A 15,024-nucleotide genomic window follows, 5' to 3' on the forward strand; every position below is an offset into this window, starting at 1 on the left:
AATGCCTTCAATTCGACTGGCTGATTTAGCGCAGCAGTTGGATGCAGAACTACACGGTGATGGCGATATCGTCATCACCGGCGTTGCGTCCATGCAATCTGCACAAACAGGTCACATCACGTTCATGGTTAACCCAAAATACCGTGAGCATTTAGGCTTGTGCCAGGCGTCCGCGGTTGTCATGACCCAGGACGATCTTCCTTTCGCGAAAAGTGCCGCGCTGGTAGTGAAGAACCCCTACCTGACTTACGCGCGCATGGCGCAAATTTTAGATACCACGCCGCAGCCTGCGCAGAACATTGCACCCAGTGCAGTGATTGACGCGACGGCGAAGCTGGGTAACAACGTATCGATTGGCGCTAACGCGGTGATTGAGTCCGGCGTTGAACTGGGCGATAACGTGATTATCGGTGCCGGTTGCTTCGTAGGTAAAAACAGCAAAATCGGTGCAGGTTCGCGTCTCTGGGCGAACGTAACCATTTACCATGAGATCCAGATCGGTCAGAATTGCCTGATCCAGTCCGGAACAGTGGTAGGCGCAGACGGCTTTGGCTATGCCAACGATCGGGGTAACTGGGTGAAGATCCCACAGATTGGTCGCGTAATTATTGGCGATCGCGTGGAGATCGGTGCCTGTACTACTATCGATCGCGGTGCGCTGGATGACACCGTTATTGGCAATGGCGTGATCATTGATAACCAGTGCCAGATTGCACATAACGTCGTGATTGGCGACAATACGGCGGTTGCCGGTGGCGTCATTATGGCGGGAAGCCTGAAAATTGGTCGTTACTGCATGATCGGCGGAGCCAGCGTAATCAATGGGCATATGGAAATATGCGACAAAGTGACGGTTACGGGCATGGGTATGGTGATGCGTCCCATCACTGAACCAGGCGTCTATTCCTCAGGCATTCCGCTGCAACCCAACAAAGTCTGGCGCAAAACCGCTGCACTGGTGATGAACATTGATGACATGAGCAAGCGTTTAAAATCGCTTGAGCGCAAGGTTAATCAACAAGACTAACGTTCCATCTTTTGTTCGCCAAACTTTACGGCCTGTCTCATTCTTACGATTGCGGCAGGCCGTGTTATTATTGTCGTTTCTTATATTTTGACAGGAAGAGTATCTTGACTACTAACACTCATACTCTGCAGATTGAAGAGATTTTAGAACTTCTGCCGCACCGTTTCCCGTTCTTACTGGTGGATCGCGTGCTGGATTTTGAAGAAGGTCGTTTTCTGCGCGCAGTAAAAAATGTCTCTGTCAATGAGCCATTCTTCCAGGGCCATTTTCCTGGAAAACCGATTTTCCCGGGTGTGCTTATTCTGGAAGCAATGGCACAGGCAACAGGTATTCTGGCGTTTAAGAGCGTAGGAAAACTGGAACCGGGCGAGCTGTACTACTTCGCCGGTATTGACGAAGCGCGCTTCAAGCGCCCGGTCGTGCCAGGCGATCAAATGATCATGGAAGTCACTTTCGAAAAAACGCGCCGCGGCCTGACCCGTTTTAAAGGGGTTGCTCTGGTCGACGGTAAAGTAGTTTGCGAAGCAACGATGATGTGTGCTCGTAGCCGGGAGGCCTGATACGTGATTGATAAATCCGCCTTTGTGCATCCAACCGCCATTGTGGAAGAGGGCGCATCGATTGCCGCCAATGCTCACATTGGTCCTTTTTGTATCGTTGGACCCCATGTCGAAATTGGTGAGGGTACCGTACTGAAATCTCACGTTGTCGTGAATGGTCATACTAAAATTGGCCGCGACAATGAGATTTATCAGTTCGCCTCCATCGGCGAAGTCAACCAGGATCTTAAATATGCTGGCGAACCGACCCGTGTGGAAATCGGCGATCGTAACCGCATTCGCGAAAGCGTCACCATTCATCGTGGCACAGTCCAGGGCGGTGGATTGACGAAGGTGGGCAGCGACAACTTACTGATGATCAACGCGCACATTGCGCACGATTGTACGGTAGGTAACCGCTGCATCCTCGCCAACAACGCAACGCTGGCGGGTCATGTATCGGTAGACGACTTCGCGATCATCGGCGGCATGACCGCAGTCCATCAGTTCTGCATCATTGGTGCGCACGTGATGGTTGGCGGCTGTTCCGGTGTGGCGCAGGACGTCCCTCCTTATGTCATTGCGCAGGGTAACCACGCAACGCCGTTCGGTGTCAACATCGAAGGGCTGAAGCGCCGCGGATTCAGCCGTGAGGCGATTACCGCTATCCGCAATGCGTATAAGCTGATTTATCGCAGCGGTAAAACGCTCGAAGAAGTGAAACCGGAAATTGCTGAACTGGCGGAAACATATCCGGAAGTAAAAGCGTTTACCGATTTCTTTGCACGCTCAACGCGCGGTCTGATTCGTTAATGACTGAACAGCGTCCATTAACGATTGCCCTGGTCGCCGGAGAAACCTCCGGCGATATCCTGGGGGCCGGTTTAATCCGTGCTCTGAAAGAACGTGTGCCCAACGCTCGCTTTGTTGGCGTTGCCGGGCCACGAATGCAGGCCGAAGGCTGCGAAGCCTGGTACGAAATGGAAGAGTTGGCGGTGATGGGCATTGTTGAAGTGCTCGGTCGTCTGCGTCGCTTACTGCATATTCGTGCCGATCTGACAAAGCGTTTTGGCGAACTGAAGCCAGATGTTTTTGTCGGCATTGATGCGCCTGACTTCAATATTACCCTCGAAGGTAATCTTAAAAAGCAGGGTATCAAAACTATTCATTACGTCAGTCCGTCCGTCTGGGCGTGGCGACAGAAACGCGTTTTCAAAATAGGCAGAGCCACCGATCTGGTGCTCGCATTTCTGCCTTTCGAAAAAGCGTTTTATGACAAATACAACGTGCCGTGCCGTTTTATCGGTCACACCATGGCTGATGCCATGCCGTTAGATCCAGATAAAAATGCCGCCCGTGATGTGCTGGGGATCCCTCACGATGCTCACTGTCTTGCGTTGCTGCCGGGAAGTCGTGGTGCGGAAGTGGAGATGCTGAGTGCCGATTTCCTGAAAACGGCCCAGCTTTTGCGTCAGACGTATCCCGATCTCGAGATCGTGGTGCCGCTGGTGAATGCCAAACGCCGCGAGCAGTTTGAGCGTATCAAAGCTGAAGTTGCGCCAGACCTGTCAGTTCATCTGCTGGATGGAATGGGCCGTGAGGCGATGGTCGCCAGTGATGCGGCGCTACTGGCGTCGGGTACGGCAGCACTGGAGTGCATGCTGGCAAAATGCCCGATGGTGGTGGGGTATCGCATGAAGCCTTTTACCTTCTGGTTGGCGAAGCGGCTGGTGAAAACCGATTATGTCTCGCTGCCAAACCTGCTGGCGGGCAGAGAGTTAGTTAAAGAATTATTGCAGGAAGAGTGTGAGCCGCAAAAACTGGCTGCGGCGCTGTTACCGCTGTTGGCGAATGGGAAAACCAGTCACGCGATGCACGATACCTTCCGTGAACTGCATCAGCAGATCCGCTGCAATGCCGATGAGCAGGCGGCACAAGCCGTTCTGGAGTTAGCACAATGATCGAATTTGTTTATCCACACACGCAGCTGGTTGCGGGTGTGGATGAAGTTGGACGCGGGCCGTTGGTTGGCGCGGTGGTTACCGCTGCTGTAATCCTTGACCCGACGCGCCCGATTGCCGGGCTGAATGATTCCAAAAAGCTGAGCGAAAAACGCCGTCTGGCGCTCTGTGAAGAGATCAAAGAGAAAGCGTTAAGCTGGAGTCTGGGCCGCGCGGAACCCCACGAAATCGACGAACTGAATATTTTACACGCGACCATGCTGGCGATGCAGCGCGCCGTCGCGGGGCTGCATATTGCGCCGGAATATGTGTTGATTGATGGTAACCGCTGCCCAAAATTACCGATGCCTTCGATGGCAGTGGTGAAAGGCGATAGCCGCGTACCGGAAATCAGTGCTGCGTCTATCCTGGCGAAAGTGACGCGCGACGCTGAAATGGCGGCGCTGGATATTGTTTTCCCGCAATATGGTTTTGCCCAGCACAAAGGGTATCCAACCGCTTTTCATCTGGAAAAACTGGCTGAATATGGCGCGACTGAACATCATCGTCGCAGCTTTGGGCCTGTCAAACGCGCACTGGGACTTGCGTCCTGATTCTTGTGTCGAGATTAAGTAAACCGGAATCTGAAGATGTCTGAACCACGTTTCGTACACCTGCGGGTGCACAGCGACTACTCGATGATCGATGGCCTGGCCAAAACCGCGCCGCTGGTAAAAAAGGCGGCGGCGTTGGGTATGCCAGCACTGGCGATCACCGATTTCACCAACCTTTGCGGTCTGGTGAAGTTCTACGGAGCGGGACATGGCGCAGGGATTAAGCCTATCGTCGGGGCAGATTTTAATGTCCAGTGCGACCTGCTGGGTGATGAGTTAACCCACCTGACGGTGCTGGCGGCGAACAATATCGGCTATCAGAATCTGACGTTGCTGATCTCAAAAGCGTATCAGCGCGGGTACGGTGCCGCCGGGCCGATCATCGATCGCGACTGGCTTATCGAATTAAACGAAGGGCTGATCCTCCTTTCCGGCGGGCGCATGGGCGACGTCGGGCGCAGTCTTTTGCGTGGTAACAGCGCGCTGGTAGATGAGTGCGTTGCGTTTTATGAAGAGCACTTCCCGGATCGCTATTTTCTCGAGCTGATCCGCACCGGCAGGCCGGACGAAGAAAGTTATCTGCACGCGGCAGTGGAGCTGGCGGAAGCGCGCGGTTTGCCCGTCGTGGCGACCAATGACGTGCGCTTTATCGACAGCAGCGACTTTGACGCGCACGAAATCCGTGTCGCGATCCATGACGGCTTTACTCTCGACGATCCCAAACGCCCGCGTAATTATTCGCCGCAGCAATATATGCGCAGCGAAGAGGAGATGTGCGAGCTGTTTGCCGACATCCCCGAAGCCCTTGCCAACACTGTTGAGATTGCCAAACGCTGTAACGTGACTGTGCGTCTGGGTGAATACTTTCTGCCGCAGTTCCCGACCGGGGACATGAGCACCGAAGATTATCTGGTCAAGCGTGCAAAAGAAGGCCTGGAAGAGCGTCTGGCATTTTTATTCCCTGACGAGGAAGAACGTCTTAAGCGTCGCCCGGAGTATGACGAGCGTCTGGATACTGAACTTCAGGTTATCAACCAGATGGGCTTCCCGGGTTACTTCCTCATCGTTATGGAATTTATCCAGTGGTCGAAAGATAACGGCGTACCAGTAGGGCCAGGCCGTGGTTCCGGTGCAGGGTCACTGGTGGCCTACGCGCTGAAAATTACCGACCTCGATCCGCTGGAGTTTGACCTGCTGTTCGAACGTTTCCTTAACCCGGAACGTGTCTCCATGCCTGACTTCGACGTTGACTTCTGTATGGAAAAACGCGACCAGGTTATCGAACACGTGGCAGATATGTACGGCCGTGATGCGGTATCGCAGATCATCACCTTCGGTACGATGGCGGCGAAAGCGGTGATCCGCGACGTAGGTCGTGTACTGGGGCATCCGTACGGATTTGTCGATCGTATCTCGAAACTGATCCCGCCCGATCCGGGGATGACGCTGGCAAAAGCGTTTGAAGCCGAGCCGCAACTGCCGGAAATCTACGAAGCGGACGAAGAAGTTAAGGCGCTGATCGACATGGCGCGCAAACTGGAAGGGGTCACCCGTAACGCTGGTAAGCACGCCGGTGGGGTGGTTATCGCGCCGACCAAAATTACCGATTTTGCGCCGCTTTATTGCGATGAAGAGGGCAAACATCCGGTTACCCAGTTTGATAAAAGCGACGTTGAATACGCCGGGCTGGTGAAGTTCGACTTCCTCGGTCTGCGTACGCTCACCATCATCAACTGGGCGCTGGAGATGATCAACAAACGGCGGGCGAAGAATGGTGAGCCGCCGCTGGATATCGCCGCTATCCCGCTGGATGACAAGAAAAGTTTCGACATGCTGCAACGCTCGGAAACCACGGCGGTGTTCCAGCTTGAATCGCGCGGCATGAAGGACCTGATCAAGCGTCTGCAACCTGACTGCTTCGAAGATATGATCGCACTGGTGGCACTGTTCCGCCCCGGCCCGTTGCAATCAGGGATGGTGGATAACTTTATCGACCGTAAACATGGTCGCGAAGAGATCTCCTATCCGGATGTGCAGTGGCAGCATGAAAGCCTGAAACCGGTACTGGAGCCAACCTACGGCATCATCCTGTATCAGGAACAGGTCATGCAGATTGCCCAGGTGCTTTCTGGTTATACCCTCGGTGGCGCGGATATGCTGCGTCGTGCGATGGGTAAGAAAAAGCCGGAAGAGATGGCCAAGCAGCGTTCTGTATTTGCTGAAGGCGCAGAAAAGAACGGGATCAACGCCGAACTGGCGATGAAAATCTTCGACCTGGTGGAGAAATTCGCCGGTTACGGATTTAACAAATCGCACTCTGCGGCCTATGCTTTGGTTTCATATCAAACGTTATGGCTGAAAGCGCACTATCCAGCGGAGTTTATGGCGGCAGTAATGACCGCCGATATGGACAACACCGAGAAGGTGGTAGGCCTGGTGGATGAGTGCTGGCGGATGGGGCTGAAAATCCTGCCACCAGATATAAACTCCGGTCTTTACCATTTCCACGTCAACGACGACGGCGAAATCGTGTATGGTATTGGCGCGATCAAAGGGGTAGGTGAAGGTCCGATTGAGGCGATCATCGAAGCCCGTAATAAAGGCGGCTATTTCCGTGAACTGTTTGATCTCTGCGCCCGTACAGATACCAAAAAGTTAAACCGGCGAGTGCTGGAAAAACTGATCATGTCCGGGGCGTTTGACCGTCTTGGGCCACACCGTGCGGCGCTGATGAACTCGCTGGGCGATGCGTTAAAGGCGGCTGATCAACACGCGAAAGCAGAAGCCATCGGTCAGGCCGATATGTTCGGCGTGCTGGCAGAAGAGCCGGAACAAATTGAACAATCCTACGCCAGTTGCCAACCGTGGCCGGAGCAGGTGGTGTTAGATGGGGAGCGTGAAACGTTAGGTCTGTATCTGACGGGACACCCTATCAACCAGTATTTAAAAGAGATTGAGCGTTATGTCGGAGGCGTAAGGCTGAAAGACATGCACCCGACAGAACGTGGTAAAGTCACCACGGCTGCGGGGCTCGTTGTTGCTGCGCGGGTTATGGTCACCAAGCGCGGCAATCGTATCGGTATCTGCACGCTGGATGACCGTTCCGGGCGGCTGGAAGTGATGTTGTTTACTGACGCCCTGGATAAATACCAGCAATTGCTGGAAAAAGACCGCATACTTATCGTCAGCGGACAGGTCAGCTTTGATGACTTCAGCGGTGGGCTTAAAATGACCGCTCGCGAAGTGATGGATATTGACGAAGCCCGGGAAAAATATGCTCGCGGGCTTGCTATCTCGCTGACGGACAGGCAAATTGATGACCAGCTTTTAAACCGACTCCGTCAGTCTCTGGAACCCCACCGCTCTGGGACAATTCCAGTACATCTCTACTATCAGAGGGCGGATGCACGCGCGCGGTTGCGTTTTGGCGCGACGTGGCGTGTCTCTCCGAGCGATCGTTTATTAAACGATCTCCGTGGCCTCATTGGTTCGGAGCAGGTGGAACTGGAGTTTGACTAATACAGGAATACTATGAGTCTGAATTTCCTTGATTTTGAACAGCCGATTGCAGAGCTGGAAGCGAAAATCGATTCTCTGACTGCGGTTAGCCGCCAGGATGAGAAACTGGATATTAACATCGATGAAGAAGTGCATCGGCTGCGTGAAAAAAGCGTAGAACTGACGCGTAAAATCTTCGCCGATCTCGGTGCATGGCAGATTGCGCAGCTGGCACGCCATCCACAGCGTCCTTATACCCTGGATTACGTTCGCCTGGCCTTTGATGAATTTGACGAACTGGCTGGCGACCGCGCGTATGCAGACGATAAAGCTATCGTCGGTGGTATCGCCCGTCTCGATGGTCGTCCGGTGATGATCATTGGTCATCAAAAAGGTCGTGAAACCAAAGAAAAAATTCGCCGTAACTTTGGTATGCCAGCGCCAGAAGGTTACCGCAAAGCACTGCGTCTGATGCAAATGGCTGAACGCTTTAAGATGCCAATCATCACCTTTATCGACACCCCGGGGGCTTATCCGGGCGTGGGCGCAGAAGAACGCGGTCAGTCTGAAGCCATTGCACGCAACCTGCGTGAAATGTCTCGCCTTAGCGTACCGACTATTTGCACCGTTATCGGTGAAGGTGGTTCTGGCGGCGCACTGGCGATTGGCGTGGGCGATAAAGTGAATATGCTGCAATACAGCACCTATTCCGTTATTTCGCCGGAAGGTTGCGCGTCCATTCTGTGGAAGAGCGCCGACAAAGCACCGCTGGCGGCTGAAGCGATGGGGATCATCGCTCCGCGTTTGAAAGAACTGAAACTGATTGACTCCATCATCCCGGAACCGCTGGGCGGCGCTCACCGTAACCCGGAAGCGATGGCGGCGTCTCTGAAAGCGCAACTGCTGGCGGATCTGGCCGATCTCGACGTGTTAAGTACTGAAGATTTAAAAAATCGTCGTTATCAGCGCCTGATGAGCTACGGTTACGCGTAAACAGCAAATGTACTGAAAAGGGTCACTTCGGTGGCCCTTTTTTATCGCCATGGTTTGAGCGGGCTATGATTAAGGAAGGATTTTCCAGGAGGAACACATGAATATCATTGCCATTATGGGACCGCATGGCGTCTTTTATAAAGATGAGCCCATCAAAGAACTGGAGTCGGCGCTGGTGGCGCAAGGTTTTCAGATTATCTGGCCACAAAACAGCGTTGATTTGCTGAAATTTATCGAACACAACCCACGAATATGCGGCGTGATTTTTGACTGGGATGAATACAGTCTCGATTTATGTAGCGATATCAATCAACTTAATGAATATCTCCCGCTTTATGCCTTCATCAATACTCACTCGACGATGGATGTCAGCGTGCAGGATATGCGGATGGCGCTCTGGTTCTTTGAATATGCGCTGGGGCAGGCAGAAGATATCGCCATTCGTATGCGTCAGTACACCAACGAATATCTCGATAACATTACCCCGCCATTCACTAAAGCCTTGTTTACTTATGTCAAAGAGCGGAAGTACACCTTTTGTACGCCGGGGCATATGGGCGGCACCGCGTATCAGAAAAGCCCGGTAGGCTGTCTGTTTTATGATTTTTTCGGCGGGAATACCCTCAAGGCGGACGTCTCTATTTCGGTCACCGAGCTTGGTTCGTTGCTCGACCACACCGGGCCACATCTGGAAGCGGAAGAGTACATCGCACGGACTTTCGGCGCGGAACAGAGTTATATCGTCACCAACGGAACATCGACGTCGAACAAAATTGTGGGTATGTACGCCGCGCCATCCGGCAGTACGCTGTTAATTGACCGCAACTGCCATAAATCGCTGGCGCATCTGTTGATGATGAACGATGTAGTGCCGGTCTGGCTAAAACCAACACGTAATGCGTTGGGGATTCTGGGTGGGATCCCGCGACGAGAATTTACCCGCGACAGTATCGAAGAGAAAGTCGCTGCTACCACGCAGGCACAATGGCCGGTTCATGCGGTGATCACCAACTCAACCTATGATGGCTTGCTCTACAACACCGACTGGATCAAACAGACGCTGGATGTCCCCTCGATCCACTTCGATTCCGCCTGGGTCCCGTATACTCATTTTCATCCGATCTATCAGGGCAAAAGTGGTATGAGTGGCGATCGGGTGGCAGGAAAAGTTTTCTTCGAAACGCAATCGACCCACAAAATGCTGGCGGCGTTGTCGCAGGCATCACTGATCCACATTAAAGGTGAGTACGACGAAGAGGCGTTTAATGAAGCCTTTATGATGCATACCACCACCTCGCCCAGTTATCCCATTGTTGCTTCGGTTGAGACAGCGGCGGCGATGCTGCGTGGTAATCCGGGCAAACGGCTGATTAACCGTTCAGTAGAACGAGCGCTGCATTTTCGCAAAGAGGTCCAGCGGCTGCGGGAAGAGTCTGACGGCTGGTTTTTCGATATCTGGCAACCGCCGCAGGTGGATGAAGCCGAATGCTGGCCCGTTGCGCCTGGCGAACAGTGGCACGGCTTTAACGATGCGGATGCCGATCATATGTTTCTCGATCCGGTTAAAGTCACTATTTTGACACCGGGGATGGACGAGCAGGGCAATATGAGCGATGAGGGGATCCCGGCGGCGCTGGTGGCAAAATTCCTCGACGAACGTGGGATCGTAGTAGAGAAAACCGGCCCTTATAACCTGCTGTTTCTCTTTAGTATTGGCATCGATAAAACCAAAGCAATGGGATTATTGCGTGGGTTGACGGAATTTAAGCGCTCTTACGATCTCAACCTGCGGATCAAAAATATGCTGCCCGATCTCTATGCAGAAGATCCCGATTTTTATCGCAATATGCGTATTCAGGATCTGGCGCAAGGCATCCATAAGCTGATTCGTAAACACGATCTTCCCGGTTTGATGTTGCGGGCATTTGATACTTTGCCGGAGATGATCATGACGCCACATCAGGCCTGGCAACGACAGATTAAAGGTGAAGTAGAAACCATTGCGCTGGAACAACTGGTCGGTAGAGTATCGGCAAATATGATCCTGCCTTATCCGCCTGGCGTACCGCTACTGATGCCAGGAGAAATGCTGACCGAGAAGAGCCGCACGGTACTCGATTTTCTGCTGATGCTCTGTTCAGTGGGCCAGCGCTACCCCGGCTTTGAAACGGATATTCACGGCGCGAAACAGGACGAAGATGGCGTTTACCGCGTACGAGTCCTAAAAATGGCGGGATAACTTGCCAGAGCGGCTTCCGGGCGAGTAACGTGCTGTTAACAAATAAAGGAGACGTTATGCTGGGTTTAAAACAAGTTCATCATATTGCGATTATTGCGACGGATTATGCGGTGAGCAAAGCTTTCTACTGCGATATTCTCGGTTTCACGCTGCAAAGCGAAGTCTATCGCGAAGCGCGCGATTCGTGGAAAGGGGATTTGGCGCTTAATGGGCAATATGTGATTGAGCTTTTCTCATTTCCGTTCCCGCCGGAGCGCCCCAGCCGACCGGAAGCTTGCGGCCTGCGTCATCTGGCTTTTAGCGTTGATGATATCGATGCGGCAGTGGCGCATCTTGAAAGCCATAACGTGAAATGTGAAGCCATACGTGTCGATCCCTACACGCAAAAGCGCTTCACATTCTTTAACGATCCGGACGGACTGCCGTTGGAACTGTATGAGCAGTAAGGCTTGTCATCGCCATATTTGCCCGGTAACGTGCCGGGCATTGCTACTGTAAAATCGCACCATCATGACACTCACTCTCAATAGACAACTTCTCATCTCACGCCAGATTCTGGTGGCCTTTAGCGGCGGGCTTGACTCCACCGTTCTGCTGCATCAGTTGGTGCAGTGGCGGACGGAAAATCCGGGCGTCATCCTGCGCGCTATTCATGTGCATCACGGTTTAAGTGCCAACGCTGATGCTTGGGTGAAACATTGTGAAAATATCTGCCAGCAGTGGCAGGTGCCGCTGGTGGTTGAGCGTGTGCAACTTGCGCAAGAGGGGCTAGGTATTGAGGCCCAGGCGCGGCAGGCACGTTATCAGGCATTTGCTCGTACCCTGTTACCTGGTGAAGTGCTGGTTACAGCGCAACATCTCGACGATCAATGTGAAACGTTTCTGCTGGCGCTAAAACGCGGTAGCGGTCCTGCAGGGCTTTCGGCTATGGCGGAAATCTCGGAGTTTGCCGGAACGCGGCTTATCCGCCCGTTGCTCGCCCGCACGCGGGGAGAACTGGAGCAGTGGGCGTTGGCGCATGGTTTACGTTGGATTGAAGACGAAAGTAATCAGGACGACTCATACGATCGTAACTTCCTGCGCCTGCGCGTTGTGCCGTTATTGCAGCAGCGTTGGCCGCATTTTGCCGAAGCAACGGCCCGCAGCGCCGCACTTTGTGCTGAGCAAGAGAGCCTGTTGGATGAACTGCTGGTGGATGATTTAGCACACTGTCAAACGCCGCAGGGAACGCTGCAGATTGCGCCAATGCTGGCGATGAGTGATGCCCGTCGCGCGGCGATTATTCGCCGCTGGCTTGCAGGGCAGAATGCACCGATGCCTTCCCGCGACGCGTTGGTGAGGATCTGGCAGGAAGTGGCGCTGGCGCGAGAAGATGCTTCCCCCTGTTTACGTTTGGGGGCGTTTGAAATCCGCCGCTATCAATCGCAACTGTGGTGGATTAAATCCGTCACTGGGCAAAGCGAAACCATTGTGCCGTGGCAGACGTGGTTACAACCGCTGGAATTACCGGCGGCGCTGGGAAGTGTACAGCTTACTGCGGGAGGCGATATTCGCCCTCCGCGTGCAGACGAAGCGGTCAGCGTGCGTTTCAAAGCGCCAGGATTGCTGCATATTGTCGGGCGCAATGGTGGGCGTAAGTTAAAGAAAATCTGGCAGGAACTGGGCGTACCGCCGTGGTTGCGTGACACCACGCCACTGCTGTTTTATGGCGAAACGCTGATTGCAGCGGCAGAGGTATTTGTGACGCAAGAAGGTGTGGCTGAAGGTGAGAATGGCGTAAGTTTTGTCTGGCGGCGAAACGCTTAGTTAAGTGAAAGCCGGATAAGACGCATCAAACGTCGCATCCGGTGAAAGTCAATCAGGACTCGCTCACCACCACCGTACCGATTTCCGGGTGGCTAAAGCTGGTAATTTTATCCAGACGCAGTTCGCGGGTTGTACCAGCGGCCTCGACGACCAGATACTCCACATTTTTGCGGGAGACTAAATCGCTGGCCTTCGCCTGCAATTTTTCGCCATCTTTCAGCTCAAGTGTCAGCATTAAATGATGCTGGCAGGCGAGCTCAAGATTATCGTAATCATCACAATTGATTGGTTGATACGTATCATTCATTGACATAATCGCTCACCAGTAAGTTTGCCGCAGCGTATGCTGCTTTTTCCCTGACAGCCTCAGAAAGGGCATCGTCGGCAGCCATTTCATTCAGCACTTTCAAAACGCAGCCCAGCGCGTCCGGAACGTATCCTAAGTCTCCGCTGGCGATTTCCGCGTACCGCTTGCGTATTAACTCACAATATTTTTCCACATGCCCTCCTGTCAGCACTCTGACTTAACCGTGGATGCAAGTCTAAGCCTACGAAGATAAACTCTGTTTCGCAAGGTGACTATACCACACTCATTTCTGCAATATCAGCGTCGCAACTGCACGTATTCCGTTACAATGGCCTCCTGATTCGAAAGGAGTTTTCTTATGGCGCTTAAAGCGACAATTTATAAAGCGACGGTTAATGTGGCCGATCTCGACCGCAACCAGTTTCTCGATGCCTCTCTGACGCTGGCGCGCCATCCTTCAGAAACCCAGGAGCGCATGATGCTGCGCCTGCTGGCGTGGCTGAAATATGCTGATGAACGTCTGCAATTTACCCGAGGTTTGTGTGCCGATGATGAGCCGGAAGCGTGGCTGCGTAATGATCATCTGGGCATTGATTTGTGGATTGAACTGGGATTGCCGGATGAGCGGCGGATTAAGAAAGCCTGCACCCAGGCCGCAGAAGTGGCGCTGTTTGCCTATAATAGTCGGGCGGCGCAAATCTGGTGGCAGCAAAATCAGAGTAAATGTGCGCAGTTTGCCAATCTTTCCGTCTGGTATCTGGACGACGAGCAACTGGCAAAAGTGAGCGCCTTTGCCGATCGTACCATGACGCTGCAGGCAACGATTCAGGATGGCGTGATCTGGTTATCGGATGACAAGAATAATCTGGAAGTGAACTTAACCGTCTGGCAACAACCTTCATGATTGTGATTTCCCGACATGTTGCTATCCCCAATGGCGAGTTTGAGATCACTGCTATTCGTGCACAGGGCGCGGGCGGACAGCATGTTAATAAGACCTCAACGGCTATTCATCTGCGTTTTGACATTCGAGCGTCCAGCCTGCCAGAGTATTACAAAGAGCGCCTGCTCGCTGCCAGCCATCATCTGATTAGCAGCGATGGAGTGATAGTCATCAAGGCACAGGAATACCGTAGCCAGGAACTGAACCGCGAAGCGGCGCTGGCACGGTTGGTGGCAGTGATTAAAGAATTAACAACAGAACAAAAAGCCCGACGACCGACACGACCTACCCGCGCATCAAAAGAGCGCAGGCTGGTATCGAAAGCACAAAAATCAAGCGTGAAGGCGTTGCGCGGCAAAGTGCGCGGCGGTCGGGAATAAAAAGAAGGAATGGATGGTGAAAAAAGCGATAGTGACAGCGATGGCTGTAATCAGCCTCTTTACTCTGATGGGATGTAATAATCGAGCCGAAGTCGATACGCTTTCTCCGGCGCAGGCCGCTGAACTGAAGCCGATGCCGCAAAGCTGGCGCGGCGTGCTGCCGTGTGCTGATTGCGAAGGTATCGAAACCTCTCTGTTCCTCGAAAAAGATGGAACCTGGGTGATGAATGAGCGTTATCTGGGGGCTCGTGAAGAACCTTTCTCTTTCGCCTCCTACGGTACATGGGCGCGAACCGCTGACAAACTGGTATTAACCGACAGTAAAGGTGAAAAGTCATATTATCGGGCGAAAGGAGATGCGTTGGAGATGCTCGATCGTGAAGGCAATCCGATCGAATCGCAGTTCAACTATACACTGGAACCGGCAAAATCCAGCCTGCCAGTGACGCCGATGACTCTACGCGGCATGTATTTTTATATGGCTGATGCGGCAACCTTTACTGATTGTGCGACCGGAAAACGTTTCATGGTAGCGAATAATGCAGAGCTGGAGCGTAGCTACCTGGCTGCGCGCGGTAACAGTGAAAAACCGGTGTTACTGTCAGTAGAAGGTCACTTTACGCTTGAGACTAATCCGGATAACGGTGCGCCAACCAAAGTATTAGCGCCCGATACGGCAGGTAAATTTTACCCAAACCAGGATTGCAGTAGTTTGGGGCAGTAATTGAATGCCGGAGC

15 protein-coding genes are annotated in these 15,024 nt (G+C 53.0%); 13 read left to right on the plus strand and 2 right to left on the minus strand.

Annotation, left to right across the window (positions count from 1 at the left end; translation table 11 throughout):
- Position 1 precedes the first annotated feature (1 nt).
- The 10 genes from lpxD to tilS all read left to right on the plus strand — a co-directional run bounded on the left by lpxD (position 2) and on the right by tilS (position 12,656).
- Positions 2 to 1,027, plus strand: coding sequence for a UDP-3-O-(3-hydroxymyristoyl)glucosamine N-acyltransferase (lpxD, locus tag QUF14_RS00930; RefSeq protein ID WP_001139282.1), 1,026 nt, complete (start codon positions 2 to 4; stop codon positions 1,025 to 1,027).
- A gap of 104 nt (positions 1,028 to 1,131) precedes the next feature.
- Positions 1,132 to 1,587, plus strand: coding sequence for a 3-hydroxyacyl-ACP dehydratase FabZ (gene fabZ / locus QUF14_RS00935; protein ID WP_000210739.1), 456 nt, complete (start codon positions 1,132 to 1,134; stop codon positions 1,585 to 1,587).
- A 3-nt stretch (positions 1,588 to 1,590) separates the two neighbouring features.
- The gene (lpxA, locus tag QUF14_RS00940) at positions 1,591 to 2,379 is read left to right on the plus strand and encodes an acyl-ACP--UDP-N-acetylglucosamine O-acyltransferase (protein ID WP_000565959.1); all 789 of its coding nucleotides are present in this window, start codon (positions 1,591 to 1,593) and stop codon (positions 2,377 to 2,379) included.
- Positions 2,379 to 3,527 (plus strand): lipid-A-disaccharide synthase, encoded by a 1,149-nt coding sequence (gene lpxB / locus QUF14_RS00945; protein ID WP_000139667.1) that lies wholly within the window; start codon positions 2,379 to 2,381, stop codon positions 3,525 to 3,527. Before lpxA ends, lpxB begins: the two co-directional genes overlap by 1 nt.
- A complete protein-coding gene (gene rnhB / locus QUF14_RS00950) occupies positions 3,524 to 4,120 on the plus strand; it encodes a ribonuclease HII (RefSeq protein ID WP_000569442.1) in 597 nt (198 codons plus the stop codon). Before lpxB ends, rnhB begins: the two co-directional genes overlap by 4 nt.
- Before the next feature lie 36 nt (positions 4,121 to 4,156).
- Positions 4,157 to 7,639 (plus strand): DNA polymerase III subunit alpha, encoded by a 3,483-nt coding sequence (dnaE, locus tag QUF14_RS00955; protein ID WP_001294736.1) that lies wholly within the window; start codon positions 4,157 to 4,159, stop codon positions 7,637 to 7,639.
- Positions 7,640 to 7,651: 12 nt separating this feature from the next.
- A complete protein-coding gene (gene accA, locus QUF14_RS00960; RefSeq protein ID WP_000055746.1) occupies positions 7,652 to 8,611 on the plus strand; it encodes an acetyl-CoA carboxylase carboxyl transferase subunit alpha in 960 nt (319 codons plus the stop codon).
- A 97-nt stretch (positions 8,612 to 8,708) separates the two neighbouring features.
- Positions 8,709 to 10,850 carry a lysine decarboxylase LdcC gene (gene ldcC, locus QUF14_RS00965; RefSeq protein ID WP_001021008.1) on the plus strand — a complete coding sequence of 714 codons (2,142 nt, stop codon included), beginning with the start codon at positions 8,709 to 8,711 and terminating at the stop codon, positions 10,848 to 10,850.
- Between the two features lie 56 nt (positions 10,851 to 10,906).
- Entirely contained in the window at positions 10,907 to 11,296 is a 390-nt protein-coding gene (locus tag QUF14_RS00970) for a VOC family protein (RefSeq protein ID WP_000901098.1), read from the plus strand.
- A 64-nt stretch (positions 11,297 to 11,360) separates the two neighbouring features.
- Positions 11,361 to 12,656, plus strand: coding sequence for a tRNA lysidine(34) synthetase TilS (gene tilS / locus QUF14_RS00975; RefSeq protein ID WP_000176507.1), 1,296 nt, complete (start codon positions 11,361 to 11,363; stop codon positions 12,654 to 12,656).
- A gap of 52 nt (positions 12,657 to 12,708) precedes the next feature.
- Here tilS and rof read toward each other — a convergent pair whose 3' ends face one another.
- Together rof and QUF14_RS00985 are read right to left on the minus strand one after the other, a co-directional pair.
- A complete protein-coding gene (gene rof, locus QUF14_RS00980; protein WP_000062315.1) occupies positions 12,709 to 12,969 on the minus strand; it encodes a Rho-binding antiterminator in 261 nt (86 codons plus the stop codon).
- Positions 12,956 to 13,156: a YaeP family protein gene (locus tag QUF14_RS00985; protein ID WP_000417058.1), complete on the minus strand. Its 201-nt coding sequence runs from the start codon at positions 13,154 to 13,156 to the stop codon at positions 12,956 to 12,958. Before QUF14_RS00985 ends, rof begins: the two co-directional genes overlap by 14 nt.
- Before the next feature lie 165 nt (positions 13,157 to 13,321).
- On the opposite strand from QUF14_RS00985, the gene QUF14_RS00990 reads away from it, so the two are divergent.
- From QUF14_RS00990 to nlpE, 3 genes are read left to right on the plus strand one after another with little or no spacing between them, the layout of a single operon-like run.
- Positions 13,322 to 13,867 (plus strand): YaeQ family protein, encoded by a 546-nt coding sequence (locus QUF14_RS00990; RefSeq protein WP_001185283.1) that lies wholly within the window; start codon positions 13,322 to 13,324, stop codon positions 13,865 to 13,867.
- A complete protein-coding gene (arfB, locus tag QUF14_RS00995; RefSeq protein ID WP_000635561.1) occupies positions 13,864 to 14,286 on the plus strand; it encodes an alternative ribosome rescue aminoacyl-tRNA hydrolase ArfB in 423 nt (140 codons plus the stop codon). Before QUF14_RS00990 ends, arfB begins: the two co-directional genes overlap by 4 nt.
- A gap of 13 nt (positions 14,287 to 14,299) precedes the next feature.
- A complete protein-coding gene (gene nlpE, locus QUF14_RS01000; protein ID WP_000239158.1) occupies positions 14,300 to 15,010 on the plus strand; it encodes an envelope stress response activation lipoprotein NlpE in 711 nt (236 codons plus the stop codon).
- Positions 15,011 to 15,024: the final 14 nt, after the last annotated feature.

Origin of the sequence: Escherichia sp. HH091_1A (assembly GCF_030295175.1) — a bacterium.
GTDB classification, from domain to species: domain Bacteria; phylum Pseudomonadota; class Gammaproteobacteria; order Enterobacterales; family Enterobacteriaceae; genus Escherichia; species Escherichia coli_F.

Bases quoted from the DNA above. Each gene is read 5' to 3' on its own strand.
- arfB (WP_000635561.1), top strand. From the start codon at position 13,864: ATGATTGTGATTTCCCGACATGTTGCTATCCCCAATGGCGAGTTTGAG.
- tilS (WP_000176507.1), top strand. From the start codon at position 11,361: ATGACACTCACTCTCAATAGACAACTTCTCATCTCACGCCAGATTCTG.
- ldcC (WP_001021008.1), top strand. From the start codon at position 8,709: ATGAATATCATTGCCATTATGGGACCGCATGGCGTCTTTTATAAAGAT.
- accA (WP_000055746.1), top strand. From the start codon at position 7,652: ATGAGTCTGAATTTCCTTGATTTTGAACAGCCGATTGCAGAGCTGGAA.
- nlpE (WP_000239158.1), top strand. From the start codon at position 14,300: ATGGTGAAAAAAGCGATAGTGACAGCGATGGCTGTAATCAGCCTCTTT.
- rnhB (WP_000569442.1), top strand. From the start codon at position 3,524: ATGATCGAATTTGTTTATCCACACACGCAGCTGGTTGCGGGTGTGGAT.
- rof (WP_000062315.1), bottom strand. From the start codon at position 12,969: ATGTCAATGAATGATACGTATCAACCAATCAATTGTGATGATTACGAT.
- QUF14_RS00970 (WP_000901098.1), top strand. From the start codon at position 10,907: ATGCTGGGTTTAAAACAAGTTCATCATATTGCGATTATTGCGACGGAT.
- dnaE (WP_001294736.1), top strand. From the start codon at position 4,157: ATGTCTGAACCACGTTTCGTACACCTGCGGGTGCACAGCGACTACTCG.
- QUF14_RS00990 (WP_001185283.1), top strand. From the start codon at position 13,322: ATGGCGCTTAAAGCGACAATTTATAAAGCGACGGTTAATGTGGCCGAT.
- lpxD (WP_001139282.1), top strand. From the start codon at position 2: ATGCCTTCAATTCGACTGGCTGATTTAGCGCAGCAGTTGGATGCAGAA.
- lpxB (WP_000139667.1), top strand. From the start codon at position 2,379: ATGACTGAACAGCGTCCATTAACGATTGCCCTGGTCGCCGGAGAAACC.